The organism is Tumebacillus amylolyticus (assembly GCF_016722965.1).
Classification (GTDB): domain Bacteria; phylum Bacillota; class Bacilli; order Tumebacillales; family Tumebacillaceae; genus Tumebacillus; species Tumebacillus amylolyticus.
The window spans coordinates 323,462-349,613 of record NZ_JAEQNB010000003.1; the positions used below are offsets into that span (position 1 = coordinate 323,462).

Consider the following 26,152-nt stretch of genomic DNA (forward strand, 5'->3'; position numbering starts at 1 on the left):
GCTGTATCAGTCCTTATCTGCTTGTTCGAGGACGGCAGTGGCGACGGCGCGCAAGAAATCAAATTCGTCATTGGGAGACGCGGCGCGCACGAGTTGAATGCCCAGCTCGTTTGCAAGTTGCTTCGCTTCGATGTCGACGTCGTACAGAACTTCGAGATGATCGGAAACAAAACCGAACGGGCAGATGACGAGCGACTTCACGCCTTGCTGCGCTTGTTCCTTGATCACGTCGAGGATGTCCGGGCCGAGCCACGGTTCCGGCGTGCGGCCGGCCGACTGCCAACCGGTGAACCAGTTTTTGTGACCAATTGCGTTGGCGATGGCACGAGCCGACTCTTCGATCTGCTGCGGGTACGGGTCGCCCATCTGGGTGATGCGCGCCGGGAGACTGTGCGCCGTGAACACCACGGGCGTCTCTGCGCGTTGCGCTTCCGGAATTTCGTCCAACGCCGCTCGCACGCGGGTTGCGGTCGATGCGATGAAATTCGGTTGCATGTGCCAGTCCTGCACATAGGTCATCTTCGCGGGGCCGCCATACTTCTCACGGGCTTTCTCCGCGTATTCGATATAGGTGCCGACGCTCATCGAGGAGTAGTGCGGCGCCCAGACGATGCCGACCGCTTCGGTGATGCCGTCTGCGTGCATTTGTTGAACAGCTTCGTCGATGTACGGATGCCAGTGTTTCATCCCGATGTAGACGCGGTATTCCACATCCGGTTCCATCTGCGCCAGCGTCATCGCGAGGCCGACGACTTGACGGCCTGTGATTTCGTTGAGCGGAGAGAGACCGCCGATTGCCTCATAGCGGGCGATCAGGTCGTCCAGTTGTTGCTTCTCCGGCGGACGACCGCGGCGAATGTGCGTGTAGTACGGTTCGATCTCATCGACAGCGGTCGGGGTGCCGTACGCCATCGTGAGGATGCCGATGATTTTTTTGCTCATCGTTCGCTCAGCCTCCGCTTGCTGTAGTCGTGAATGAATTGGGTCAGATGGGTAACGGCCGCTTCCGGCACGTCCGGGAACAGACCGTGGCCGAGGTTGAAGACGAAGCCCGGTTGTTTCAGACCTTGGTCGATGATCTTCGCCGCTTCTGCTTCCAGCACGTCATACGGTGCGAGCAGGTAGACCGGGTCGAGGTTGCCTTGCAGCGCGAACTTGTCGCCGACGATGGTGCGCGCGCGGTCGAGACCGATGCGCCAGTCGACGCCGACGACTTCGATGTCGAGTTCCTTCCATTGGTCGAGCAGATGGCCGGTGTTCGCTCCGAAGTAGATCTTCGGCACGCCCAAGTCTTTGAGACCTTCGAAGATGCGCTTCATCGTCGGGAATACATAGCGGCGGTAGTCGTCCTGCGACAGCGCCCCGATCCAAGAGTCGAAGATTTGAATCGCCGCACAGCCGTTCGCGACTTGCGACTTCATGTACGTGATGATCATGTCGCCGAGCTTGTCCATCAGCGCTTGCCAGATGTCCGGCTGGGAGTACATCATCTTTTTGGTTTTGTGATATTCGCGGGACGGGCCGCCCTCGACCATATAGGAAGCGAGCGTGAACGGTGCGCCTGCAAAGCCGATCAGCGGAACGTTCAGTTCCTTTTTCAAGATGCGAATCGTCTCCAGCGTCGCCGGCAAGTCGTTGTCCGGTTCCAGCGGGCGCAGTGCTTGTACGTCGGCCAGCGAGCGAATCGGGTTGTCGATGACAGGGCCGATGCCCGCGACGATGTCGACGTTCACGCCCAGCGGTTTGACCGGGATCATGATGTCGGAGTAGAGAATCGCCGCGTCCACGTTGTGTTGACGCACCGGCGAGATCGTGACTTCCGCACAGAGGTCCGGAATTTCGCAGATTTGCATCAGCGAGTATTTTTCCTTGATCTTGAGGTATTCCTTTTGGTATCTGCCTGCTTGGCGCATGTACCAAACCGGCACATGGTCGATGGATTCCTTGCGAATCGAGCGTAAGAACGTATCGTTAAAGGTCATGGAGGTCACCATTTTCCGTTATGTATTTACTTTCCATGCACATTCTACCCTAACAAGAGAGTGATTTCAAATGAAGGAATTGTGTCGCATTGCGAAAAAAAAGGCTCCGACCCGTGACGGGTAGGAGCCTTTTTCCAAATGCTAGAAGCGCTCGACGACGCACTTCGCTTGGGTGAATTGCAGCAGGTAGTCGTAGCCGCCCGCTTTGGAGTCGGTACCGGACATGTTGAAACCGCCGAACGGTTGCACGCCAACGAGTGCGCCCGTGATCTTGCGGTTGAAGTACAGGTTGCCGACGTGGAACTTTTCACGAGCTTTTTTGAGGTTGAAACGGTCGTTGGAGAACACGCCGCCGGTCAGACCGAACTCGGTGCCGTTGGCAATCGCCAGCGCATCGTCGAAGTCGTTCGCTTTGGTGATCGCGAGGACCGGGCCGAAGATTTCTTCTTGCGCGATGCGTGCGTTGCGGTCAACGTCTGCGATGACGGTCGGCTGGATGAAGTACCCGTTGCCTTCCGCTTTGCCGCCGCCTGCGATGACGCGGCCTTCGGACTTGCCGATTTCGATGTAGTTGAGGATGTTGTTGTACGCAGACTCATCGACAACCGGACCGAGGCCGATGCCTTCGGTGTGCGCCGGGCCGACGGTGAGTTTTTGGGTGAGTTCTGCGACGTGGTTGACCACTTCGTCATAGATCTCGGCGTGGATGATCGCGCGGGACGCCGCGGAGCATTTTTGGCCGGAGAAGCCGAACGCCGAAGTGACGATCGCTTGCGCCGCTTCGAGTGCGTTTACACCCTTGTCCACGACGAGAGCGTCCTTGCCGCCCATCTCTGCGATGACGCGCTTCAGCCAGATTTGGCCTTTTTGAACTTTTGCAGCGCGTTCGTAGATGCGGATGCCGACTTCCTTGGAACCCGTGAAGGAGATGAAGCGAGTTTTCGGGTGGTCGACGAGGTAGTCGCCGATCACAGAGCCGGAGCCGTTGCAGAAGTTGACAACGCCTGCCGGAAGCCCTGCTTCTTCGAGCAGTTCGATGAATTTCGCAGCGATGACCGGAGTCGGGGTTGCCGGTTTGAGGACGACGGTGTTCCCCGCTACGATGGCAGCGGTGGTCATACCGACCATGATCGCCAGCGGGAAGTTCCACGGCGGGATGACGATGCCCACGCCCAGCGGCAGGTAGACGAGTTCGTTGTCTTCGCCGTCGATGCGGGTGAGGTTTTGTTCTTCTGCGAGGCGAACCATTTCGCGCGCGTAGAATTCCATGAAGTCGATCGCTTCAGCGGTGTCCGCGTCTGCTTCTGCCCAGTTCTTGCCGGATTCGAAGACGAGCCAAGAGGAGAATTCGTATTTGCGACGACGCATGATCGCAGCTGCTTTGAGCAGGATGCGCGCGCGTTCCTTCGGTTCCACGTCTTGCCACCATTCGAAGGCGGAGAGTGCCGATTGCATCGCTTGTTCAGCCAAAGCTTGGTCCGCTTTGGAGACGACGCCGATCACTTGGTCTTTGTTCGACGGGTTGATCGAAGTCGATTTGTCAGTCGTGGTGATTTTCTCGCCGTTGATGACGAGCGGATATTCACGGCCGAGTTCTGCTTCCACTTTTTTCAGAGCGGTGAGCATTTTTTCTCGGATGTCAGGTTGGGTGAAGTCCATGAAAGGCTCAGTACGGTACAAGCTTACTGCCACGAGAAGTACCCCCAATATCGTATGTATTCTTGGTTCTTTCCAAAGCTAATTGTAGCGAAGTTCGAAAGGTGAAGCAAGTAGACGGGCATCCGAAGAGGCCCGTCTAGGAGAGACTACCAAAAGAACGGCGGAACAGGTGGCACCAGCGGGAGCGGGCGAATTACCGGGAACGGACCGTACGGGCCGGGGAAGGGTCCATAGAACGGCGGGCGAATGATCGGCCCCGGGAAGAAACGCAGTTCGTATTCAATCTCGTCTCCGTTTTGCGTTTGAGCACGGAAGTTGCGCGGGTACGGGAATTGTTGCGGCATCGGGACTTCATAGTACGCGGGATATTGGGTGTTTTCCAGCGGGAACTGCCATTGTTCCGGGACGAGGTTGGTTTCTTGCGTGAAGGTGACTTCTGCGTCGGCATTGCGGAAGTTGTAGGGATTCCAGAGGTTCTGCGACATGGGAGAGCTCCTTTCAATCGGTAGAGTCACCCTACTGTATGTGACAGGAGCCCGCCTTGCGCAAAACATGGCGAAAAATGGGCGCTAAAATGAGGACGTATTCATGGGCGTATGCTATACTAGTTGAGGATTTGTCCTTTCTGTGTCTAAATTCAGTAGATTTCATAGAGTGAAGTGAGGTTGATTGAGATGTCTTTCAGCAGAAAACTCGTCTTGTCCGTTTCGGGCAATAAAGTAGTAAGCGGTTTCATAAAAAAATACGGCATGCGTCTCGGCGCGGCTCGCTTCGTAGCGGGGGAAACGCTGAAAGAAGCGATCGAGCAAGTCAGACTGCTCAACAAAGACGGTCTGGTCGTCACCCTCGACCATCTGGGTGAGTTCGTGTTTGACGAGCAGGAAGCGTTCGCATCGACTCGCGCTTGCCTTGACGTGCTGGATGCTGTGAAGGCATCGGGCGTAAAGTCCAACATGTCGCTCAAGATGACCTCGCTGGGTCTCGACCTGAGCAAGGAACTGTGCATGAAGCACATGCGCATGATTCTGGACAAGGCACGCGAGTACGACAACTTCGTGCGCATCGACATGGAAGACTATGCGCACATCGACATCACGATGGAGATCTTCGACGAGCTGAAACGCGAGTACGGCAAGCATGTCGGTCTGGTTATCCAGGCGTACCTGTTCCGCACGGTGGACGATGTGAAGCATCTCGAAGAGACGTATGAGCACTGCAACCTGCGTCTCGTCAAAGGCGCGTACTTGGAATCCCCGACCGTCGCGTTCCCGAACAAGGTCGATGTGGACAACAACTACCTCAAGATCATCGAAATGCATCTGCTGTCCGGCCACTTCACGGCGGTTGCGACGCACGATGACAACGTGATCAACCACACCAAAGCGTTCGTGAAGAAGCACAACATCCCGAACGACCGCTTCGAGTTCCAAATGCTGTACGGCGTGCGTCCGGAAACCCAGCGTCAACTGGTGAAGGAAGGCTACGCAATGCGCGTGTACGTCCCGTACGGCAACGACTGGTACGGCTACTTCACCCGCCGCATCGCAGAACGTCCGGCGAATGCGTTCTTCATCATCAAGAACATGTTCCGCAAGTAGGTTATTGAAAGGAAAAAGGCACAGCCCCGGTGGGGGCTGTGCCTTTTTTTTTGCGTATGGCGTTGTCTAGTGCTTCAAGATCCACTCCGCCGCTTCCACCAGTGTCTTGACGTTGTGCGTGGCCTTCGGGTCGGTCTCGCCCTTGGCTCCGATGAAAATGGTCTTCGTACCGGCCTTCTGCCCGGCTTCGACGTCCGACTCGCGATCTCCCACCATGAAACTTCGGCTGAGGTCTACATCAAACTTCTGCGCGAGGTCGAGGATCATCTTGGGCTCGGGTTTGCGGCAGGCGCACTTGGCGTGGGGTTTGTGCGGGCAGTATGCGATCTCGTCGATAATGGCACCGTCTCGCTCCAACTCCCGCTCCATTTTTTCATGAATTGCATGCAACGCCGTTTCCTGCATGTGACCCAACCCGATGCCGCCTTGGTTGGTGACGACGAACACCTGATAGCCCGCGTCTCGCAACGAGGAAATCGCAGGGCCGACACCGGGGAACAAAATCAGGTCGTCGGGCGTGTTCACGAAACGCACATGGTCATTGATCACCCCGTCTCGGTCGAGAAAAACGGCCGGTTGACTCATCGGGGCATCCCTCCTTTTTCATTCCGATCTTCCTCGTTAGCATGTGCCGAATCTTGGTTGGGTACGCTACTCACTGACAGCTATTCCAACCAGGAGGGAGTTTCGCTCATGAAAGCAAAACGTTGGCTATCCTCATTCCTTGCGCTGGCGGTGCTTGTGTCGCCGCTGACGGCCCATGCCGAGCCGAGCGATCAAATGTCTCCCAGTGAGCATCGCGAGCTGAAGGAGATGACAGATCGCAGCGGCGGCACGATCCAAGTCAAATGGGACGAAAAACTCGGCACGCCGCGCTTCATCTCCGGCAAACTCTCCAAGCCGCTCAAGGGCGAACCGTTCGAGATGGCGCTGACCTTCCTCGATTCGATCCGCGACCTCTACCATGTGGACAAAGCCAAGAAGTCATTCGCTCTCAAACGCGTGGACCACGACGAACTCGGCATGCAACACGTCCGCCTCACCCATGTCGTCAACGGCATCCCGGTCTGGGGCGACGAGATCATCGTCCACATCGACAAGTCCCGAGTGGTCCGTTCCATCAACGGGCAATTCACCGCAAACGTCGAGCAGAATTCCGAACGTCTCAAAAAACCGACCCTCGACGCGCAAGCCGCCATCAAAGCGGCACTTGCCGATGTCAAAGTCGAGCACCCCGACGCACCGCCGCAAGCTCTGCTCCACTATTTCGCACACCCGGAGCCGGATCAGATCAACCTCGTCTACATCGTCAACGTCTATGACAAAAACACCCCCGCCGACTGGAAAGTCTTCGTCGACGCCATGACCGGCGACATCCTCTATAAATACAACGACATCAAAACCAAGAAGAAGTAAAAAAACACCCTGTGTCGCGCGAGGCGGCACAGGGTGTCTTTTTCTATACGCGCTCGACGAGAATGGCCAGCCCAAGCCCGCCGCCGATGCAAAGCGACGCGATGCCGCGCTGCAAACCCCGGTGGTGAAGCTCGTGCACGACAGACCCCGTGATGCGGGAGCCTGTGCTGCCAACCGGATGACCGAGCGCAATGCCGGAGCCGTTGACGTTGACTTTGGCGCGGTCGAGTTCCAAGAGGCGTTCGACAGCAAGGTACTGCGCTGCAAACGCTTCGTTGATCTCCCAGACGTCGATGTCGTCCGTGGTCAGCCCCGTTTTCTCCAGCAGTTTGCGGATCGCCGGAACCGGTCCGTAGCCCATCAATTCCGGCTCGACTCCTGCTACCGCCCCCGCGACGATCTTCGCCAGCGGTTTCACGCCGAGTTCTTGCACTTTCTCCCCCGACATGAGCACGACAGCCGACGCGCCGTCATTGATCCCTGACGCGTTGCCCGCCGTGACGGAGCCGTTCTCCGATTTGAAGGCAGGCTTCAACTTTGCGAGCGATTCCATCGAAATGTCAGCACGCGGATGCTCGTCACGAGTGACTTCGACCGTTTTGCGGCCCGCTTTCGCTTGAACGGGGACGATCTCGCGGTCGAAACGACCCGATTCCATCGCCGCCAATGCCTTTTGGTGCGAATCGAGAGCGACAGCATCCTGCTCCTCGCGGGAGATGCCGTACTTCTCTGCCAGATTCTCAGCCGTTACGCCCATCATATCGCCGGACAGCGGGTCGGTCAGGCATTCCCACAGCGAATCGTACACCGTGCTGTGCTGCATGCGCTGGCCCCAGCGGTTTTGCTTCAAAATGTACGGCGCGTTCGACATGACCTCCACGCCGCCTGCGACAACGATGTCGGCAAACCCCGTTTGGATTTGCATCATCCCGTCGAGGATCGCTTGCATCCCGGAGCCGCATTGGCGCTGGATGGTGAAGCCGGTCGTCGTGTGCGGGAAACCTGCTTTGAGCAGTGCCGTCCGTGCCGTGTTCGGCTCGTCGGTGCGTTGGAGACAGTGGCCGAGGATGACTTCCTCGACTTGGCCTTTCTCAAGTCCTGCTTTCTCCACCGCCGTCGTGATGATTTGAGCGGCGAGTTCGGACGGCATCGTGTCTTTGAGCGGGCCGCCAAACGAGGTGATCGCCGAGCGTACGGCGGAAACGAGATAGACGTCTCTCATCTTACTTCGCCTCCAATTCTCTCTCAATCGCCGCGATCAATTCGGAATCCTCCGGAGTCACTCGCGGAGAGAAGCGCGCCGCCAGTTTGCCGTCGCGAGCGATCAAGAACTTCTCGAAGTTCCACGTCACATCTCCCGCCGGTTCCGAATTCGTGGTCAGGTAGGTGTAGAGCGGGTGCTTGTCGTCGCCGAGGATCTTCACTTTTTCCAACAGTTCAAAGTCTGCACCGAACTTCATCTTGCAGAACTCTTGAATCTGCTCCATCGTGCCCGGCTCTTGACCGCCGAAGTCGTTGCACGGGAAGCCCAACACGCGCAGACCTTGGTCTCGGTACTTGCGGTTCAACTCTTCCAAGCCTTCATATTGCGGAGTCAGACCGCATTCAGACGCGACGTTGACGATCAAAAGCACGTCCCCTTGGTACGTTTCCAGTTGTTTCGGGGTACCGTCTGCTGCGTTGACAGTAAGATTGTAAAAATCACGATTCATATGTACATCCCTCCTACTCCATCCTATTCAACAAAAAAGGCCCCGACCCCTTCGTCGAGACCCCGCCCCCGTGAATTAAATTGCGCGCAGATGACGCTCTGCCGGATCCGCCGGCTTCTCCGGCGGCGTGGCACGGTCAATCGCCTCGCGATAGATTTGCAAATTCTCAAAATACCCCAGATGCGCCAGTCCCCAAGACCGGCCATTGTCCGTCTGGACGTTCTCCACCCCATCGTACTGCGAAAGCGGTCCCCCGATCGGGTCGCGCAAGTCCCAGTAATTCGTCCAGCGCAGTTCGGTCAGACAATCCACAACCGTGCTCCCCAACACCATCCCCTCTGGCGCGTGAGGATTCAATCCACGACGTCGAAACCCGTTGACGTTGTCCAAGATCAAGCGTTTGACATACTCCTCCTCGGCAATGCGCTCCGACAGATAGAGCGCCGTCAAATCAAGCGGCGACCCGAGCGTGATCAACTCAAACAATTTATGCCGTTTGGCCGCGAGCACCGCGTCGTCGTTCATGAGCAAGTTCAGGCGATTGAGCGCATCGTAGAGCACGACGCTCCCCAGCGAATGGCCGACGAGGATGATGCGGTCATACTCCTCGTTGATCAAGGTCAGCAGTTTCTCCATCGCACCGTTCAACACGTCTTCGCGAACCCCATACCACTTGGAGCGCAAATCTCCTGCCGTGTAGACCGCCACATCGCCGAGATAGTCCACGACCAACTGCGTCGCTTTGCCCATCAACAGCCGATACGCCCCGTCGAGCCACTTCGGCATGAGCTTCTCCCCCAAACGCCCGAGGGAGCTCATCCCGCGCAACGCCCAGCCCACTTCGTACAGCCCGGCCCCGTTCGAGGCCGTATCCACCCAGTCCAACGTCTCTCGAAATGAAATCTGCCGCTCCGTAAGCGACGCCCAATAGAATTCGTGCAAATCCACTTCCCATCCGGGTCGGCCGCTGTCGGTCAGTTGCACATAATCTTCGCCGCCCTTGGCCCCGTGCAGACGGCGATGCGTCAACTTCAGCCCCTGTCCCCGGCTGTCCTGTAGGGACTGGATCAGGTTGCGGGCAAACACGTCCAGCGTATCGAGTTCCCCCTGTTCCCCGGCTCCATGCGTGATCAAGATCGCGATCTTCATTTTCTCCATCGCCTGTACCACTCCCTTCAGGGTTTCAGAAGTACCTATCATACAAATGACCCAGAACTTGTCCATTTACAACCTAACGAGATAAGAAAAAAGTCCCGACTGCTTGGAGTCGGGACCTGCTTGCCAAAAGGTTGTGTTCATGCTAGGCCGTCTCTCCCACTCGAATGTCGTTGCGAGCCTCTGCCAGAGCGTGCTCGACGCGTTGAATCACGTCTTGGTAGATGTTGCCGTTCTGCCAGTACCCCACGTGCGCAAAGCCCCATTCGTGCCCGTTGTCCACTTGAATGTTTTCCACCCCTTCGTAAAAATCGAGGTGCCCGCCAATCGGGTCTTTGAGATCGTAGTAGTTCGTCCAGTTCAGATGTTGCAAGTGGTTTTCGAGCGTGCTGGACAGCTCCGGCTCGCTGTCGGTCGCCGTGTCATGCACATCGCGGCGGCGGAACCCGTTCAACGAATTCAAGATCAGACGTTTGACATACTCCCCCTTAGGCACATGCTCACGGAAGAAAAACTTCACTTTGTCGAGCGGCGACCCAATCGTGACCATCTCGTACATTTTGCGGATGTCATGCGCCAATTGCTCCTCATGGTTGGCGCGCAGATTCAATTGGTTGAGCGCATCGTAGGCGATGACGCTGCCCAATGCGTGTCCGACGATCAAGACTTTCTCGTAATCTTGACGCAAGAGCGCCGTCATTTTCTCTACCGCACCGTTCAGTACGGTTTGACGGGTCTCATAGAATTTCGACTTGCGGTCGCTCGACGTGTAGACCGCCACATCCCCGAGGTAGTCTACGATCATCTGCTCCGGTTTGCCCATCAACAGGCGGAACAGCGGCTCCACCGACTTCGGCAGCAAACTTCCAAACAGGCGGGAGAGCGAGTAAAAGAGGCGAACTCCTTTGCCGATGTGTTTCAAGTACCAACGGCGCTTGAATTTACCGTCGCGGTAGGCGTTGGCGTATGCGTCATCATGTTCGTAGCGGCGGGCCAACTCTTCGTTCTCGTCATAAAACTTCTCGGCCCCGTCGGATGCGCGGATCAGCCATTGTACAACCTCTTGGAACGAAATCACCCTTTGCATGGTGTGTGCCCAGTAGTATTCGTGAATGTCCAGCTCCATCGAGGATTCGTCATCTTGGGAGAGTTTGATGTAATCATGCATTTCATCGCAGAGACGCATGCGGTGGTGCTTCAACTGAATGCGAGTCTGCTTCGAAGATTGGAGCGACTCGACAAGGTTGCGCGTGAAGACGTCTAATGTCTCGTAGACACCTTGCTCCCCCATGCCGTGGATGATCAAAATGCAGATCTTTTTCTTGTCCATCGTAAAACCTCCCTCCCTAAAATTAAACCACTACTTTTCACTGACAGAACGTCATTTGGAACTTGTAATATAGAAGGGGGTTGGTGTCAAGATTTACAACCTCTCCCACGAAAAAAAAGAATCCCTCTAGCGTAGAGGGATTCTTTTTACACTACTTCAACCCGCTCAGGCGTTCCAATTGCGAGAGGATCGCCATGAGATCGTGATCGCCAAGCCCGTTGGCTTTGGCGGCGACGTAAGTTTGATGCGAGGCGGAAGTCGCCGGGAGGGCGGCTTCCGACTTTTTTGCCACGTCGAGAGCGAGACCGAAGTCTTTTTCCATGTGCTTGAGGGCGAACGCCGCCGGGAATTCATCGGCGAGGATGCTCGGAGTCTTGCCCAGCACGATCGGAGCCGCCACGGCCGTCTGCGCGATCGCGTTGAGCAGCGTCGCACGGTCGAGGCCTGCCTTGCTGCCGAGTACGAGCGCTTCGGAGAGGCCCTGCAAGAACACACCGAGCATCAGGTTGATCGCGAGTTTCGCGTTGGCCCCCTGCCCGTTCTCTCCGAAGTGGAACGACGCTTTGCCGAGCACGTCGAACATAGGCTTGTGAACTTCGTAGGCCGCTTCGTCACCGCCGACGAGGATGACGAGCGTCCCGTCCTTCGCCGGACCAACCGAGCCGGACACCGGAGCTTCGAGAAATTTCACGCCCTGCTCTGCGAACGCCGCCGCTGCTTTCTGCACCGGTTCGGGCCCCACGGTGCTCATGTCGATCACTGTTTGTCCCTCGCGCACGCCGCCGAGCAAACCGCCCTCGCCGTACAGAACTTCCTCAAGCGTTGCCCCGTCCGAAACCATCGTGATCACAGTGTCCACTTGACGCGCGAGGTCTCGCGGAGATTCTGCGATCTTGGCACCGAGTTGTGCAAAGGGTTCCGCTTTGGAACGGGTGCGGTTGTAGACGGTGACGTCAAAGCCCGCGTTCAAGAGCCTCGTCACCATCGGTTGCCCCATGTTGCCAAGTCCGATCCAACCCAATTTCAAGTTCATCTATGTACCCTCCTCCAAGCTGTTCTCCCAATTGTACCATAACTTCCGAAACACGAAAAAAAGCCACCTCAGCGACTCGCGAGGCGGCTCTTGCAGATTCTAGTTGTGGTTCATGTCGATGCTGACCAGATGGGTCTGTTCGAGGGAGACCTCCATCTCTTTCTCGTCCTTCAAGCTCATGAGGACGGAAGAACTCTGGTTCAGAGTCTCGTACAGTTTGCTGCTGTCGCCGATCACTTTGATCGTGAACGGCGACTGGATGCGACGTTCGCTCACCGCGGTCAACGTACCGCGGGTGATGATCTCCGTGTACGGCTTGACGAGGATGCCGTTGATCTCCACGATCTGTCCGCCGCCGGTGTAAATCTCCTGGACGAGACGGTGCAGGTCGTAGTTCGACTCGATCTCGCTCTGGGTCGCGCCCTTGCGCACGAGAAGCGCTTGCTTGTCGTTGAGCACGATCTCCACACCTTCACCGATAAACTGGCCGTTGAGGTGCGGAATCGTCTGACGCAAGAGGCGGTCACTGCTGTCGCCCTTCTTGAGCGCAATTTCTTGCGCCATCTGTTGGGTTGCGTTGAACCCGCTGAGAGTCTCCTCGTTGTCGGCAAGCAACTGGCCGTTCGGAGAGCTTGGCATCAACTTCCACACGAGCAGGACGGCAAGCGTTGCCCCGGCCAGCGTACACGTAAGCCGTAGACTTGGCAGTGCGAAACGGAGCTGGCGTTTCCGAACGACCGTCTCTTCCTGACGAGCTTCGGCTAACACCCTCGTGAGAAGTTCTTGCTTGAGTCCGGCGCGAGGTTGAGACCTCGGCAGGTTGGCCAACGCTTCTTGAAGTGACTCCATGTCATGAGTTGGCTTCGGCTGTCTATCTGAATTACGGAAGTTCATGTACCCACCTCCTTTGACGGTAGAGGGTGGAGGTGTATGGGAAAGGACGGATCGGAGGCGAGTAGGCTACGCAGTTTTCGCAACGCGCGAAAGTGCGTAACTTTGACGCTGGTTTCGCTGCAACCCATGATATCGGCCGTTTCCTTGACGGAAAATCCCTGAATCCCCCGCAGTACGATCACTGTGCGGTAAGAATCCTTGATTTGGTCGAGGGCCTGTTGCAACTTGCGCATCGCTTCCTTCTCTTCCAAGACGTCTGACGGCGAATCGCCGGTCTCCGGCAGTTGCCAGAGATATTCGTCCTCGGTGCTCGGGAGGGGTTTCTTGCGCACGATCCAATTGCGGATCGTGTTGCGCGCAATCGCAAACAACCAAGTGCGCATCTCGGAGTCCCCGCGGAAATTCGCCAAGCCGCGGTACGCCTTCACGAATACTTCCTGTGTGAGGTCCTCCGCGTCTTGCTTCCGGGAGATCGAGTACGAGACGAAATGATAGACGTCAAGAAAATAGCGGTCGTACAGATCGTGAAAAAGATCCTCAAGCTCTCTGGAGCGATCTTCCGGTTCAAGCATGCGCACACTCACTCCCCCAGAAGCCAGTTCCCATCTCCACACCGTTATCGTCAAAGTAGACACCGGGGTGGTTTAAAGGTTACACCTGACGTTCAAAAAATGTATATCAAAAATATTCGCTCAAATGTCTAGGTCACAAAAAAACCGCCGATCAACGGCGGTTTTGCTGTTTCGTATCCATGTAGAATGTTGGGATTAGTCTTCCCAACGAACGGATTCGGTCGGGCAACCGTCTTTTGCATCTTGTGCATCAGACAGGAACTCTTCCGGAACTTCTACGAAGCCTTCGAGGCCACCCGGAAGTTTTACGAAAGCGTAGCCGTCGTCATCGGATTCATATACATCCGGGCAGGTGCTGTAGCAAGCGCCACATGCGATACAGGTATCTTTGTCAACCCAAGTCTTTGCCATTTTAATACCACTCCTTCAGTGTCTTCTGAGAGAGATTATAAATCATCTCTATAGATTCTGCAAGAATTCCATGCAGAAATCTCCTGTCCTATTGTGTCTCAAATAGGCAGGAGTAAACCGTAGAGGGATATAGGCAACGAATACTTGTGTTTTCTCATTCTTTGGCATTTAGTAAACACTTGCCTATAGTATATCACAAAACGATGCAAATGAGAATCGGTCTCACTATATTTTTTTAGAGACTTGAAACGGACCACGAATTCAATCGATAAGACCCGTCCTTGAGCACTTCGACCTCGTAGGTGGCGGTGTGCGGGCCGTAGAGGGCGTCGTCAGGGTGTTTTTGTGTGACGGTCCAACTGTATTTGTTCTTGCGCGCGAGAACGGCGTCCAGAGCCGGATCGAACGCGCCGACATACCCGTCCTTGGCGATGATCGTCACGGCAGAACCCTGTTCTTGGTAAAACGAGGCGGTGAGTTTGTGGGCGAGGTCGGAGGAGTAGCCTTTTTTCCTCAACAGTTCGCTGACTTCCGCGAGAGTGGTTGCGCCCACGACTTGTTGGGAAGAGTCTGTCGGTAGGATATAGCCTTGCGTGTGGGTCAAACGGTTGAGTTTTTCCTTGATCTCGACTTGAATTTCGTCGTCCGTTTTGTCAACGCTCGGGGTTGGGGTCGGAGTCTCGCTGGAAGTGCCGGATTCCTTGGGGACGTTCGGTTGGGTTGGAGTCGGGACCTGCTTCGTCGGTGTGGGTTGCGCCGTCTGCTGGGAACAACCGGTCAGCATCAAGGCCAGACCGGCGGCCGCGGCGACATGAAGCCAATAGACTCGTTTTGTTTTGAACATGAGCTCCCTCCTGTCGAATGGACATCTATCTGTCCTAATCGTATGCAGGACAAGCAAAAAGAGACCTCGACAGAAGTGCGTCAGGTCTCTTTTCAAGGGCTCAATTCGTGATTTGGAGGCGTTTGATCGTCTGCCATTGGTCGAAATTATGCTTGCCTCCAACACCTGCGTTTTTGCTCTGCTCGCCTTGCCCCTCGGCTGCGAACGCCGAAGATGTGGCAAACGAGAGCGTGAGGATCGCGAGGATGAGCAACGTGCGTTTTTTCATGGTGCATACCTCCGTTACGGGTTGGTAGGAGTAGTATGCACCCTGCATTGGAAATACATGTATCTCTTAGTGACGAATCGTCGGCGTGCCGTCGAGCGACCACGTGTAATCACCGTTCAAGCGCAGATGGAAGGAGAAAACCAAGCGGGTCTCCACATCTCCATAAGGCGTGTAAGAGGTCATATCAGCCCCGACGACCGTGCGGCCCATGAACAGGCTCTCTTCGACTTGGATGTTGGAGAATTTGACCGTGTTGATGGACTGCAAATGGTCGAAGTACTCCAAAATCGGTTTGTCGGTCAGCTCTTGCGAAGTCATGGAAAGCATGCGGGAAATCTGCACAGGTTGCCAGATGCCGTCAGCGCCGCTGTCAAACGGTTGGGACAGTTTCACGATGTACTGCTGTCCCCCTTGCTGCACGTTCACGCGATCAGGGTCTTTGGTCCCGGTTACGATGGCGGTCGGTGCAAATCCGATGTCGGTCAGAACGTGTTGCACCACTTGGTCTGGATCGGTTGCCCAACGGACAGACGTATCGCCCGTGTGGACTTGCGCTTGGAGTTTTTCGTTCAAGACGCTCGGCTTCTGCTGGATAAATCCAATGATCAACGGCAGTGGCGGACGCTCGGCAGACAGGGCTCCGGCGACCAATCCATACGCGTGGTCACGATCTTGAAGCGAAGGCGAGACGGCGACCGTCACAGGACCCCCATCTGCGACGAGGCCGGTATGCGAATCAGACGGCTTGGTTGCACCTACCATGCCTGTGCCCCCGCTCGTATGGTGGTCGTTCTCCGCGACCACGGGGCCGGTAGGTACGACCGGCTGAGTGGAGTCCTTGGAAGGCGCAGTGGGCGTAGCAGGCGTGGTCGGTTTCGTTTGCAGAGGCGTGACCGTTTGACTGACTGCCTTGCCGGACGTTCCGTTCTGGGCAGAAGCAGTGGCGGACGAAGCGTTTTTCGTAGAGGCGTTCGTGGACGAACCGTTCACATTGGCAGACGCTGCGTCGTTTTTCGAAGTCTGCTGTTGGACCTTGCTGTCGTTTAAAGCGACGACGACAGGATTCTGAACAGCACTGCCCGTCGTGGCGGGTGCTTCGGAAGTCGGTGTCTGCGTCGTCGGGGTCGTCACTTGTGCGAGGGGCGTTCCATTTTGCAAGCCCGATTTCGCCTCATTCGAAGACGTACCCGGCAGATAATTCGCGGTGAACCCGATCGCGATGACGACGACGGCGGCTACGGAGAGGCCTTGCCACCATCGATTCGGGAGGCGGCGTCCTTTTTTCTGCAACGGGGTCACCTGCGGCTGCGGACGCAGCAATTCGTCAAAGTCAAACTCCATCTGTGACACGAAGCTTCGCTCCGGAACCACCGCTTTCATGCTTCTCAAACCCAGCGCCAATTGGCGATACTCTTCCCGCTCCGTTCGGCAATCGGCACATGTGGCAGTATGTCCGTCAAGCAGTTCCGTCTCCTCAAGAGACAGATCGTCGTCCAACTCGCGCTGAATCAAGTCACGGTAGTTGTCATGGGTCACGCTTCCTCACCTCCTGTAAACAAAGTTCTCAATTTCTCCCGCCCTCGGAACAAGCGGGTCTTGACCTGTGCTTCCGTCAATTGAAGAGTTTCTGCAATCTCTTGGTACGACAGGTCGTGTATGTGGCGAAGTACCAGCACTTCACGGTAATTGTCAGGCAGGGCCGCGATGGCTTGGTGCAAATTCTCTTCGGTCAACTTCATCTCCACTTGCTTCTCCACAGACAGATCGTCAGCTTGCAGCGTATCGTCGAACTCGACGAACTGCGCTTTTTTCTTGCGGGCTTGTTCACGGACGGTGTTGACGACCACGCGATGAACCCAGCCGCGAATCGATCCTTGCCCTTGGTACTGATTCAGGGAGCGGCAGACTTTCCAGAGACAATCTTGGGTCACGTCCTCGGCATCCATTTTCTTGCCGGTCATGTAATACGCCGTTTGGTAGATGAACGGTTCGATCGTACGCAAAAACTGCGTCAGTTTCTCCTTGCTCTGCAACGCTTCTGCGACGATCTCCAAATCTTGCTGCATCCCCGTTCTTCCCTCCCTTACTAAACGATGCCAACAAGCGTCAAAAAGTTGCACTTGTTGCGCAAAAATATTTGTTTCCATCATACCAGAGGTTGAAAGATTTGGCATATCAAAAAACACCCCTCCCCACTGATTCGGAACACACGGTTCCGAACGCTGTGAAAAGGGGTGTCCGCTATTGCTCGGTGAGTGGATCTTGCTCGTGCGTCGCATCGTGCAAAATGTTCTCGATCATTTGATCTTCAACGTCCACCGGGTTGTACGCCGCGGGTCGAATCACTTCCCAGCGCGGAAAAAGTGCCCGTTTGACCATCTGAGCGGGAAGCAGCGGACCGTTGTCCGGTTGCATCAAGAACAAATCATGAACCGCTCCCGGATCGAGACCCGCACGAGCGATTTCGCCCGGTGTGATGTGCTGTTCGTCACTCATTCTTGCGGCCAGGTCACGAGGTCGTCGGTGGCCTCGTCAACCGTCTCCAGCGATTCGTTGCGTTCATACCCGCCGCATTCCATCAACCGAACCAGCGTTTCCATCATGTCGTGCGTCGCCGAGTTCGGATTGTCGGTCGGATGTTCAAGCGGTACAGAAATCGTGCCTTTGATCACGTAGGTCTCTTGTCCGACCTCCCCGACCGGCTGCAACAACATGACGGTATGAGCTCCACCGCCGACGCTTTTCACGTTGGCGACGATCTCTTCGTCGGTACGCTTGTTGATGTTCGGGATGTGAATCATGAAGCCGATTTCCACGTTGTTCTCGACTTGTTCCGTGATGAGATCGCACCACGGGCTGTCATCGTCCGTCAGATCGAGACGACTGTGGATGACGGTGGACAAGTCTCCCGTCACAGAGCCCACCGGCATTTCAAGTCGAGTGCGGACCACCGTGACCGGCGCGACCTCGTCCAAGATATCAATTAGGAATTTGACCCAAGTTTCGTACATAAGTCAAGACCCCCTCCCTTTTCCACGCGAGTTGAGTACTCCTAGAGAAGAGTATCCGACATGTGGTGTCCCCCTATGCGGGGGATGGGGAGGGGGTTTTTGGTTTTTTGTTTAGTTCGGGTTGTTGATGACCAATTTGAGGTGTTCCTTGCGCAGTCGTTTCTCTGTCTCGCGCGGTCGGCTCAACAAACTTTCAGCGCGGCCCAGCAACACTTCGCGTGCTGCGTCGAGCTGCTCGATCGCTTGGGTGAGATCGACGAAGGAACGGATGAATTCGCTCGTCTGAAGTTTCAGAATTTCATTTGGCTGTTGAGACACTTGCTGCGCCATCTCGTAGAGCTTGGCGATCAGCTGATCGACGGACTCCCTCTGTTCGGCTGTTTTCTTCATGAATCCCCCTGACCTCTCCCCTTACTTCTATCACTTAGCGTACAGCGGAGCACAGGCTAGAATCAACGACCACTTTTTGGCAGTCAAAAAAAGAGGACGGCGCACGAAGCGCTCGTCCTCTTTTTTCCTAGTACCTCGGAAAACGTCAGTGCAGTTGTTGCGACGGCGGACCTGCGGGGAACGCTTGCATGGCGCCGATCTGGTCGAGATACGACTGCGCGGCCACGACGGAATTCTGGGCTTCTTGAATTTCGTTTGGCATCGCGCCCGGCTGGGCTTCGACGCTCTGCAAGGCTTGCGGGCTTTGCATCATCGCGCTCTCTGCGTACTCGATCATTTTCCTCACCATCACGCCGCCGACATAGCCGTTCATGCGCGAAGGCAACATCCCTTTGTCCACTTGGTCGTAGTTCGGAATCCCCAGTTCGGCAGCAACCTCTGTCTTCAGCTGATCCAACGCATTCCGGGCACCGGGCACTTCGGCCTGATTACGACGGCGGTTGTTCGGCATCCGCATCATCTCCTGTCGAGTTGGGTTCCTCCGCCACCAATGGCAGCAGGGGGGTACGTTGGGTAGTATTCCCGAACCAGCCAAGAGTACATGTCCAAATTCTGCCCATCCGTTTCACAGACGATCGCTCCTTGGAGGTCTGTGCGCCAGATGTGCGCGTTGGATAGCCGGAGTCGCTCCAATGTCGCCGAAGCAGGATGTCCGTATGAGTTGTGTGCGCCGACGGAGAGGATCGCATGGGCGGGGGTTGTTTTTTGTAAAAAGGGGTCTGTGCTGGAATGGCCGCTTCCGTGATGCGCGACTTTCAAGACGTCTACGTGTGAGAGTTTTGGGAGGAGATTCGCTTCAACCTCGCCTTCGAGGTCGCCTGTGAAGAGAAAGTTTCGTTTGCCGTAGGAGAGGGAGAACACGATGCAGTTTGCGTTGGAATCAGAGCGCGTGCCAACGTATGGCTCTCGGGGTGGGTTGAGGATGGAGATGTTGAGATCAGGTTCGGGGGTTAGGGATTGACCTGCGTGGACTTGCTTGATGGGAATCTGACGACGGCGGGCTTCTTGGAGGAGATTTTGGTAAAAAGGCTTGTCTGTGGTGAGATCGGACACGAGCAGTTGGTGAACGCGAAACGTCTGCAAGGCCGCGGCGACACCGCGCACATGATCTTCGTCGGCATGAGTCAGGACGAGGGTGTCGATGTCATCAATGCCCTTTGCAGCCAAGGCGGGGACGACGACGCGTGCACCGGGGTCATAGGTTGTGTGTTGAAAACCGGGGATGCCTCCGCCATCGACGAGCCACGTCTGGTGGTTCGGTAGTTCAAGAAGGATCGAGTCTCCCTGTCCCACGTCGAGGAACGTGATGCGCAGGTTCTGGGGTGAAAACGTGCGCCACGTGATTCCGAGAATCAGGAGGCAGGCAATGGCGGGGAGTGCGAATTTCTGTGTTCGTTTGAGGAAAAACAGCAACCAACTCCCGTAATAGAGCCAAAGCCATGCGGGGCTCGGCGCTTCGAAATGACGAACCAGCCAACCTCGATGACTTGCGTAAGTGAGCGGGTTGACCATGAGATGAAGTCCCCATGAGGTGATCTGAGCCGGAATCGTCGCCAGTGCAGGATGCACGAGACCGAGCAAGATACTGACGGCGGCGGTAGGCAGGAGTACGGCGATCAGGGGGAGGATGTAGAGATTCGCCAAGAGAGACAGTGGTGTGAACACATGCCCGATGATGAGAACAAGCGGTGTGGAGATCAGTTCCGCAAGCACCGTCAGGAAGAATGCATTCAATAGCTTCCTTATCGGTTCATGGGCAACCTTCCAGACTTTTTTTTCTGGATTCGTGGGTGTTGGAACGAGGCTTATCAGTAGGCGTTCAATATGTGGAGGTACGACGAGCAAGGCCAGTGTGAGGAGAAACGTGAGTTGGAACCCGATGTTGTCGAGCAGAAACGGGTCGAAGAGGAGGAGGATTCCGCCGGAGAGAGCCCATGAGGTTAGACGGTCCGATTGGCGGGACAGGAGTCGGCTGAGGCACCAGATAACGGTCATGGTGCAAGCCCTTGTAACAGAGGGTCCACCGCCTGCGAGAGCGCCGTAGAGTACGATGAGGGCGATGGCGAAGAGGTAGCGTTTCCGGGTCTCGACACGGAATTTTTTCAGGATGGCAAGCAGGGGCAAGATCAAGAGCGAGATGTTGGAGCCGGAGACGACGAGGATGTGGATGACGCCCATCTCGCGAAATGTCTCTTTGACTTCCGGGTCGAGATCATCCTCTACCCCGAGCACGATCCCGGAGACCAGAGCGGCGTGCTCGGGTTTGAAGTTCTGCCGGATGACGTCCAACAATCGATGCCGCAAGGGAAGCAGCAAGCGCCCGCGAAGACCACGGTCGTCGTGAGAGATCGTCTTGTACTGATCTGTGGAGACGGAGTAGTTGATTCCTTGCCGGGTGTAGTAGGAGTACGCGTCGAAACCACCGGGATTTCGTGGGGGCGAAGGTTTTTCCAACGTGGCGCGAAACGCGAGGAGATCGCCGTAGTGCGGAGTTGTCTTGGCGTAGACGATGGCTTTCTCGTCTACAGGTTTCCCATCGACTTCCTTCAATTGAAGGATGAACGAAGTGCCGCTCGGGTCTTCGCTCACCTGTCCGAGCAGGGTCACAGACTTATCCACAAAGGTATCAAGCGTCGGTTGCTGCTGCCACTGATGGACGCCAAACGTAAACAAGCCCACCGTAACAGCGGCAATCCACAAACCCCACCGCACGCGCCATGCCGCGAAAAAAGAGAGAATCACAGGCAGCGCCAGCCACCCGGGGAACAACGAAGCGGGAACCCAACGTCCCGCAAAAATACCCACAGCCAAACAAACCACGGTGATCAAAATCAAACGAGGAGTCATCGAAGAGGAGCCTCACTTTTTCAAAGAGATGGGGGTCAATCGAGGTACATACCAGAGGAACCAACGAGGAAATACACGAACTCGAAACATGAAATGAAGCCTTCGAGGCCTGTGAACGCCGAAGGAAGTTAGTTCACCGTGACACGGTCACGAATTTGATCGACGAGTTTCACGCCGAATCCGGGGATTTTGCGGAGGTCGTCGACGGTGAGGAAGTTGCCTTGGTCTTCGCGGTATTTGATGATGGCTTCTGCACGGGCTGAGCCGATGCCGGGGAGTTTGTCGAGGTCTGCCACACTTGCGGTGTTGAGGTTGAGTTTCCCATCTTCTGCAGCAGAAGACTGCGTGGTAGAGTCCTTTTTCCCCTCTTGCGCCCCCATCTTCGGCACGACCACTTCCGTCCCGTCCTTGAGCGGTGCTGCCATGTTCAACTTGGCCAGATCTCCATCCGACTTGGCACCACCGGCCGCTTGCACAGCGTCGATCGTCCGCGAGTCTGCCGGAAGTTGATACACGCCCGGCGTGTTCACTTCGCCCTTGACATCAACCCGAACCGATTGCCCTGCTTGTTGCTGAGCGGGGACTTGTTCCTTCGAGGTCGCTTCGGCGATCGGCACAGTTGCCTCCTGCGCCTTGGGCTTGCCTCCATACAGATACACGCTGCCGGCCATCAACACCCCGGCGAGCACGGCGAGCAGCAAGAAGCGTTCTTTTTTCATATTCATCCCTCCTTTGAGAACCATTTCAACGGTGCCCATCCGTTTCCTTCTTTTCCCCTGTATCCCCCTCTGTCGTCCCGTGAACGCTATACCTAACACTTTTACGGGATAGGGGGATTTCGTGCCATGATTCTCGAACGCTTCGTACCCAGCCTGCATCTGCACACGATTTTTGACATCGACTTCAAAACACTCCGCGAACGCGGCATTCAAGGAATCATCACCAACCTCGACAACACCTTGATCGAGCAAGACTCCCCCCATGCCACCGAACGGCTCATGCAATGGATTCAAACTCTGCGTCAAGAAGGTCTGAAAGTCGTCATCGTCTCCAACAACCGCAAGATCCGCGTCTCCGAATTCGCCCGACCGCTCGGCATCCCGTTCGTCTATGAAGCGCGAAAACCTTGGGGCGACCCGTTTCACCGCGCTCTGCGCCTCTTGCATACCACCACGCGCAACACGGTCGTCATCGGCGACCAACTGCTCACCGACATCTACGGCGGCAACAAATCCGGCATGTACACAATCTGGGTTGATCCCTTAAAAGGCAAGGAAGGCTGGCCGACCAAGGTCAACCGTTTCTTCGAACGCATCCTCTACAGGTGGCTCAAGAAAAAAGGCTATCTCCCGTGGGACGACCATCACTAACAACACCGGCAAAAAACCACCCGTCCCTCCCTTCGACCCCACTCACCTTTCTGGGCACCCGCACATAGAGTAAGACTACCGCGGAGCACAATCGTCACGTCGAAAGGAGGCCAACAGGGTGTCATCCTCAAACCTCGAATCCAACACAGGAGCGGTGCCCTCGGGAGACAAACGCAAGGGTCTACTCGCCTTTCTGGGACCTGGTTTCCTGATCACGCTCGGATTCATCGACCCCGGCAACTGGGCCACCAATCTCGCCGGCGGTTCGTCATTTGGATACAGTTTGCTTTGGGTCATCACCCTCAGCACACTCATTCTCATCCTCTTGCAAAACATGTCGGTGCGCTTAGGCATCGTCACCGGAAAGTCACTCGCGGAAAATGTCCGCGCCCACTGCCCCCGACCGCTGGCGTGGCTGCTTGGCGTCTCGATCATCATCGCCTGCATCGCGACTTCCATCGCCGAATATCTCGGAGCGGCACTCGGTTTGCAAATTCTCTTCGGAATTCCCATTTGGCTGGGTGCGATCTTGACCTTGGGCTTCGTTCTGATCACCGTCTGGTTCCCGCAATACAGACGCATCGAGACCGTGCTGATCGGGTTCCTAGCCGTCATCGGGATCATCTACGTCATCGAAATGTTCATCGTGCACCCCGATTGGGGCACGGCGTTCCCTGCGATGGTGATGCCGCACATCGACTCCAGCTCGATCTACGTCGCGATGGGCATGCTCGGCGCGGTGATTATGCCACACAACCTCTACTTGCATTCGAACGTCATCCAAGAACGAAACTCCTTCACGTTCACCGAACTTGAAAAAAGACGTATGATCCGCTACCAATTCGTCGACACGTTGCTCGCGATGGGCACCGGATGGTTGGTGAACTCTGCGATGATCGTCGTCGCGGCCGCTGTGTTCTTCCGTTATGGCATGGAGGTGACCAGCATCGAACAGGCGGCCGCAACGTTACAACCTCTCGCCGGACATCTCGCGTCGATTCTGTTTGGCGTAGCTCTCCTCTGCTCCGGTCTGGGATCGTCCGTTACGTCGTCGATGGCACAGGCACACGTCGTAACCGGCTACTTAGGCAAACCAAGCGACACCAAGAGCAAAGTGTGGCGCACGGCCCTGCTGCTCACATCCCTTCCGGCGATGGCCGTCATCGCGGTGGGGTTTGACTCCTTCAAACTGCTGATCTTCTCGCAAGTCGTGCTCTCCCTACAACTGCCGCTGACGATCATTCCCTTGCTGTTCCTCGTCAAAAGCCGCAAAGTCATGGGCAACTTCTCCAGCCGACCTTTTGAATTTACGCTGGCGATCCTGTCTACCGTGATCATCGTGCTCCTGAACCTGTTATTGCTGTACCAGACGTTTGGCGGCCAATTTTCTTGGTAATCGTTGACTATCCTTTGTTTGCACGATGCTGACGATTCGGGTAAAATTGTACGGACGAATGGAGTCATGGATACTTCCGAGGAGAGAGAGGATTGGGAATGCTCACATCCAGCATGGAGGATTACTTGGAGAAGATCTACGAACTGATGAAGGAAAAAGGGTACGCCCGTGTTTCCGACATCGCCTCCTCGCTTTCAGTGCAACCGTCCTCTGTGACCAAGATGATTCAGAAGCTGGACGAAAAACAGCTGGTCACCTACGAAAAGTACCGCGGTATCGTCCTGACCCCGAAAGGCGAACAGCTTGGCAAACTCATGAAGCAACGCCACAAGAGGTTGGAAGAATTCCTGCGGATGCTCGGCATCCGGGAAGAGACGATTCAGAAGGACGTCGAAGGAATCGAACACCACGTTTCCCCTGCGACCATGAGCGCATTGAACAACCTCGTGTTGTTTTTCGACCAGAATTCCCACTGCTTGCAGGAGTTTAACGACTTTTGCACAGAGCTTCAGACGTTGAAGGAAACGGAAGACGAACGAAAGTGATGAGCTCCGGCAACCGGGGCTTTTTTTCAGCCAAGAGAGGAGTGAGCGGATGACTCGCAAAATTAGAGTCGGCATCGTCTTCGGCGGCAAGTCCGGCGAACACGAAGTCTCCATCAATTCCGCCCAGTCGGTCATCGAGAATTTGAACCAAGATCTGTTTGAAGTGTTCCCCATCGGAATCGATAAGCAAGGCACCTGGCACGCAGGTCTGGGTGCATACAATGCCCTCGGGGCACCGATCCCGCAAGCGTTGCTTGCATCTGGCCATACGGAAACCATCACAGACACCGAAAACCTGCTTCCGATTGCCCAAGGCGATGTCTTGCCGTCGCAAGCAGCCGAAGCGATCGACGTCGTGCTTCCGATCTTGCACGGCCCGTTCGGCGAGGACGGCACGGTCCAAGGGCTGTTTGAACTGATGAACATCCCGTATGTCGGAGCTGGTGTTCTCGCCTCCGCCGTCGGCATGGATAAAGCCATGATGAAAAAAGTTTTCGCACAAGCCGGACTTGACCAATGCCGCTACGAAGTCATCCTGCGTTCCCGCTTTGAGCGCGAACCGGAAGTCGTCGCGGAGGAAGTCGCCGCAAGCCTCGGCTACCCGTGCTTTGTAAAGCCCGCCAACCTCGGCTCCAGTGTCGGGATCACCAAAGCCAAAGACTTTGACACGTTGCTCACCGCGCTACGCACCGCCGCGAAATACGACCGCAAGATCATCGTCGAAGAAGCGGTTGACGGCCGCGAGATCGAAATTGCGGTGCTGGGCAACGAAGACCCGAAAGCTTCCGTGCCCGGTGAAATTATCTCGTCCAACGATGAATTCTACGACTACGACGCCAAGTACCTCAGCGGCGAGTCTACGATGGTGATTCCGGCGGAATTGACGCCGGAGCAAGCGGAGGAAGTCCGCGCGTTGGCAGTTCGTGCGTTCCAAGCGATTGACGGCTCTGGGCTGTCCCGTGCCGACTTCTTCCTCTGCCGCAAGACCGGCAAGTTTTTGATCAACGAGATCAACACGTTCCCCGGCTTCACGAAGTACAGCATGTACCCGAAGATGTGGGAAGCAACCGGTTTGCCGTATGACAAACTGATTGAAACCTTGATCCACCTCGCGATCGAACGTCACGAAGACAAGAACCGCACACGATAGAAAAAAAGCTGCAGTCCTCAACTGAGGATTGCAGCTTTTTTATTTGGGGAGCGACCTTCTGTACGCCAACTGGGACAAGCGAAGTACGACGAAGAGCAACGGGTAGCACATCATCGACTTCCAGATGCTCCAATCGTTGTAACGGATGAGACCCACGCGCAACCAAAGCAACTCCATCAAAATCAAGCCACCAATCCAAATCCCCCAGTAGAGGAGTTTGAGGGGAAATGCTTTTCGCTCCGGCCAGAAGTTGAGAAGCATCAATCCGAGACAGGGATTCACGAGGACAACTTGTGCGACATCCGAGATGTCGATCTCCGGCGTAGGGCCGTAATCATACTGATTAAACGTACCGGCAACCAAATAATCGAACGCTTCTGCAAACGCCGCTGTAATCGCCCAGAGAAAAAAATTCTCATGTGCGGGCAAACGCTTTGGTCCGAACACGGTCACCAGTACAGCGATGCTTACAACCATCCAGTTGACCCACGTGTAGGACAAACTCCCAA

The 26,152-nt window shown here is 55.8% G+C and carries 30 protein-coding genes; 6 read left to right on the forward strand and 24 right to left on the reverse strand.

Annotated features, from left to right (window positions below):
* Positions 1–6: 6 nt before the first annotated feature.
* From hemH to JJB07_RS11590, 4 genes are all read right to left on the reverse strand, one after another.
* Entirely contained in the window at positions 7–942 is a 936-nt protein-coding gene (hemH, locus tag JJB07_RS11575) for a ferrochelatase (protein WP_201635141.1), read from the reverse strand.
* Positions 939–1,982 carry a uroporphyrinogen decarboxylase gene (hemE, locus tag JJB07_RS11580; protein ID WP_201635143.1) on the reverse strand — a complete coding sequence of 348 codons (1,044 nt, stop codon included), beginning with the start codon at positions 1,980–1,982 and terminating at the stop codon, positions 939–941. Before hemE ends, hemH begins: the two co-directional genes overlap by 4 nt.
* 141 nt (positions 1,983–2,123) lie before the next feature.
* The gene (gene pruA, locus JJB07_RS11585; protein WP_201635145.1) at positions 2,124–3,674 is read right to left on the reverse strand and encodes an L-glutamate gamma-semialdehyde dehydrogenase; all 1,551 of its coding nucleotides are present in this window, start codon (positions 3,672–3,674) and stop codon (positions 2,124–2,126) included.
* A 113-nt stretch (positions 3,675–3,787) separates the two neighbouring features.
* The gene (locus JJB07_RS11590) at positions 3,788–4,126 is read right to left on the reverse strand and encodes a hypothetical protein (RefSeq protein ID WP_201635147.1); all 339 of its coding nucleotides are present in this window, start codon (positions 4,124–4,126) and stop codon (positions 3,788–3,790) included.
* Positions 4,127–4,315: 189 nt separating this feature from the next.
* On the opposite strand from JJB07_RS11590, the gene JJB07_RS11595 reads away from it, so the two are divergent.
* Positions 4,316–5,239 carry a proline dehydrogenase family protein gene (locus tag JJB07_RS11595; RefSeq protein WP_201635149.1) on the forward strand — a complete coding sequence of 308 codons (924 nt, stop codon included), beginning with the start codon at positions 4,316–4,318 and terminating at the stop codon, positions 5,237–5,239.
* A 66-nt stretch (positions 5,240–5,305) separates the two neighbouring features.
* Here the strand turns inward: JJB07_RS11595 and JJB07_RS11600 are convergent, their stop codons facing one another.
* Positions 5,306–5,824, reverse strand: a complete 519-nt coding sequence (locus tag JJB07_RS11600; protein WP_201635151.1) for a D-glycero-alpha-D-manno-heptose-1,7-bisphosphate 7-phosphatase — start codon at positions 5,822–5,824, stop codon at positions 5,306–5,308.
* A gap of 108 nt (positions 5,825–5,932) precedes the next feature.
* On the opposite strand from JJB07_RS11600, the gene JJB07_RS11605 reads away from it, so the two are divergent.
* A complete protein-coding gene (locus JJB07_RS11605) occupies positions 5,933–6,655 on the forward strand; it encodes a PepSY domain-containing protein (protein WP_201635153.1) in 723 nt (240 codons plus the stop codon).
* A gap of 43 nt (positions 6,656–6,698) precedes the next feature.
* Here the strand turns inward: JJB07_RS11605 and JJB07_RS11610 are convergent, their stop codons facing one another.
* From JJB07_RS11610 to JJB07_RS11695, 18 genes are all read right to left on the reverse strand, one after another.
* The gene (locus tag JJB07_RS11610) at positions 6,699–7,877 is read right to left on the reverse strand and encodes a thiolase family protein (protein ID WP_201635155.1); all 1,179 of its coding nucleotides are present in this window, start codon (positions 7,875–7,877) and stop codon (positions 6,699–6,701) included.
* Position 7,878: 1 nt separating this feature from the next.
* Positions 7,879–8,367: a glutathione peroxidase gene (locus tag JJB07_RS11615; protein ID WP_201635157.1), complete on the reverse strand. Its 489-nt coding sequence runs from the start codon at positions 8,365–8,367 to the stop codon at positions 7,879–7,881.
* A 75-nt stretch (positions 8,368–8,442) separates the two neighbouring features.
* Complete coding sequence (locus JJB07_RS11620; protein WP_201635159.1) at positions 8,443–9,525, reverse strand: hypothetical protein; 1,083 nt, start codon at positions 9,523–9,525, stop codon at positions 8,443–8,445.
* A 142-nt stretch (positions 9,526–9,667) separates the two neighbouring features.
* Positions 9,668–10,852, reverse strand: a complete 1,185-nt coding sequence (locus JJB07_RS11625) for a hypothetical protein (RefSeq protein ID WP_201635161.1) — start codon at positions 10,850–10,852, stop codon at positions 9,668–9,670.
* Positions 10,853–11,003: 151 nt separating this feature from the next.
* Positions 11,004–11,885 (reverse strand): NAD(P)-dependent oxidoreductase, encoded by an 882-nt coding sequence (locus JJB07_RS11630; RefSeq protein WP_236588017.1) that lies wholly within the window; start codon positions 11,883–11,885, stop codon positions 11,004–11,006.
* Positions 11,886–11,984: 99 nt separating this feature from the next.
* On the reverse strand, positions 11,985–12,779 hold the full coding sequence (locus JJB07_RS11635; RefSeq protein WP_201635163.1) for a DUF881 domain-containing protein: 795 nt from the start codon (positions 12,777–12,779) through the stop codon (positions 11,985–11,987).
* Positions 12,776–13,351, reverse strand: a complete 576-nt coding sequence (locus JJB07_RS11640; RefSeq protein WP_201635165.1) for an RNA polymerase sigma factor — start codon at positions 13,349–13,351, stop codon at positions 12,776–12,778. Before JJB07_RS11640 ends, JJB07_RS11635 begins: the two co-directional genes overlap by 4 nt.
* A gap of 195 nt (positions 13,352–13,546) precedes the next feature.
* A complete protein-coding gene (locus JJB07_RS11645) occupies positions 13,547–13,762 on the reverse strand; it encodes a ferredoxin (RefSeq protein ID WP_201635167.1) in 216 nt (71 codons plus the stop codon).
* Between the two features lie 235 nt (positions 13,763–13,997).
* The gene (locus JJB07_RS11650; RefSeq protein ID WP_201635169.1) at positions 13,998–14,606 is read right to left on the reverse strand and encodes a hypothetical protein; all 609 of its coding nucleotides are present in this window, start codon (positions 14,604–14,606) and stop codon (positions 13,998–14,000) included.
* Between the two features lie 100 nt (positions 14,607–14,706).
* On the reverse strand, positions 14,707–14,874 hold the full coding sequence (locus JJB07_RS11655) for a hypothetical protein (RefSeq protein WP_201635171.1): 168 nt from the start codon (positions 14,872–14,874) through the stop codon (positions 14,707–14,709).
* 66 nt (positions 14,875–14,940) lie between these two features.
* On the reverse strand, positions 14,941–16,410 hold the full coding sequence (locus tag JJB07_RS11660) for an anti-sigma factor (protein ID WP_201635173.1): 1,470 nt from the start codon (positions 16,408–16,410) through the stop codon (positions 14,941–14,943).
* On the reverse strand, positions 16,407–16,940 hold the full coding sequence (locus tag JJB07_RS11665; protein WP_201635175.1) for an RNA polymerase sigma factor: 534 nt from the start codon (positions 16,938–16,940) through the stop codon (positions 16,407–16,409). The genes JJB07_RS11660 and JJB07_RS11665 overlap by 4 nt, the downstream gene beginning before the upstream one ends.
* A gap of 175 nt (positions 16,941–17,115) precedes the next feature.
* Positions 17,116–17,370, reverse strand: coding sequence for a hypothetical protein (locus JJB07_RS11670; protein ID WP_201635177.1), 255 nt, complete (start codon positions 17,368–17,370; stop codon positions 17,116–17,118).
* Entirely contained in the window at positions 17,367–17,885 is a 519-nt protein-coding gene (locus JJB07_RS11675) for a hypothetical protein (protein WP_201635179.1), read from the reverse strand. The genes JJB07_RS11670 and JJB07_RS11675 overlap by 4 nt, the downstream gene beginning before the upstream one ends.
* 111 nt (positions 17,886–17,996) lie before the next feature.
* Positions 17,997–18,275: a hypothetical protein gene (locus JJB07_RS11680; RefSeq protein WP_201635181.1), complete on the reverse strand. Its 279-nt coding sequence runs from the start codon at positions 18,273–18,275 to the stop codon at positions 17,997–17,999.
* A 145-nt stretch (positions 18,276–18,420) separates the two neighbouring features.
* Complete coding sequence (locus JJB07_RS11685; RefSeq protein WP_201635183.1) at positions 18,421–18,786, reverse strand: alpha/beta-type small acid-soluble spore protein; 366 nt, start codon at positions 18,784–18,786, stop codon at positions 18,421–18,423.
* A gap of 5 nt (positions 18,787–18,791) precedes the next feature.
* On the reverse strand, positions 18,792–21,182 hold the full coding sequence (locus tag JJB07_RS11690; protein WP_201635185.1) for a DNA internalization-related competence protein ComEC/Rec2: 2,391 nt from the start codon (positions 21,180–21,182) through the stop codon (positions 18,792–18,794).
* A 128-nt stretch (positions 21,183–21,310) separates the two neighbouring features.
* Entirely contained in the window at positions 21,311–21,901 is a 591-nt protein-coding gene (locus JJB07_RS11695) for a ComEA family DNA-binding protein (RefSeq protein ID WP_201635187.1), read from the reverse strand.
* 126 nt (positions 21,902–22,027) lie between these two features.
* Here JJB07_RS11695 and JJB07_RS11700 point away from each other — a divergent pair, with 126 nt between their 5' ends.
* From JJB07_RS11700 to JJB07_RS11715, 4 genes are all read left to right on the forward strand, one after another.
* Entirely contained in the window at positions 22,028–22,552 is a 525-nt protein-coding gene (locus JJB07_RS11700; protein WP_201635189.1) for a YqeG family HAD IIIA-type phosphatase, read from the forward strand.
* Positions 22,553–22,670: 118 nt separating this feature from the next.
* The gene (locus tag JJB07_RS11705) at positions 22,671–23,948 is read left to right on the forward strand and encodes an Nramp family divalent metal transporter (protein ID WP_201635191.1); all 1,278 of its coding nucleotides are present in this window, start codon (positions 22,671–22,673) and stop codon (positions 23,946–23,948) included.
* Positions 23,949–24,046: 98 nt separating this feature from the next.
* Positions 24,047–24,493 (forward strand): transcriptional regulator MntR, encoded by a 447-nt coding sequence (gene mntR, locus JJB07_RS11710; protein ID WP_201635193.1) that lies wholly within the window; start codon positions 24,047–24,049, stop codon positions 24,491–24,493.
* Positions 24,494–24,542: 49 nt separating this feature from the next.
* On the forward strand, positions 24,543–25,643 hold the full coding sequence (locus JJB07_RS11715; protein ID WP_201635195.1) for a D-alanine--D-alanine ligase: 1,101 nt from the start codon (positions 24,543–24,545) through the stop codon (positions 25,641–25,643).
* 39 nt (positions 25,644–25,682) lie between these two features.
* On the opposite strand, the gene JJB07_RS11720 is transcribed toward JJB07_RS11715, so the two are convergent.
* A complete protein-coding gene (locus JJB07_RS11720; protein WP_201635197.1) occupies positions 25,683–26,144 on the reverse strand; it encodes a CBO0543 family protein in 462 nt (153 codons plus the stop codon).
* Positions 26,145–26,152 lie beyond the last annotated feature (8 nt).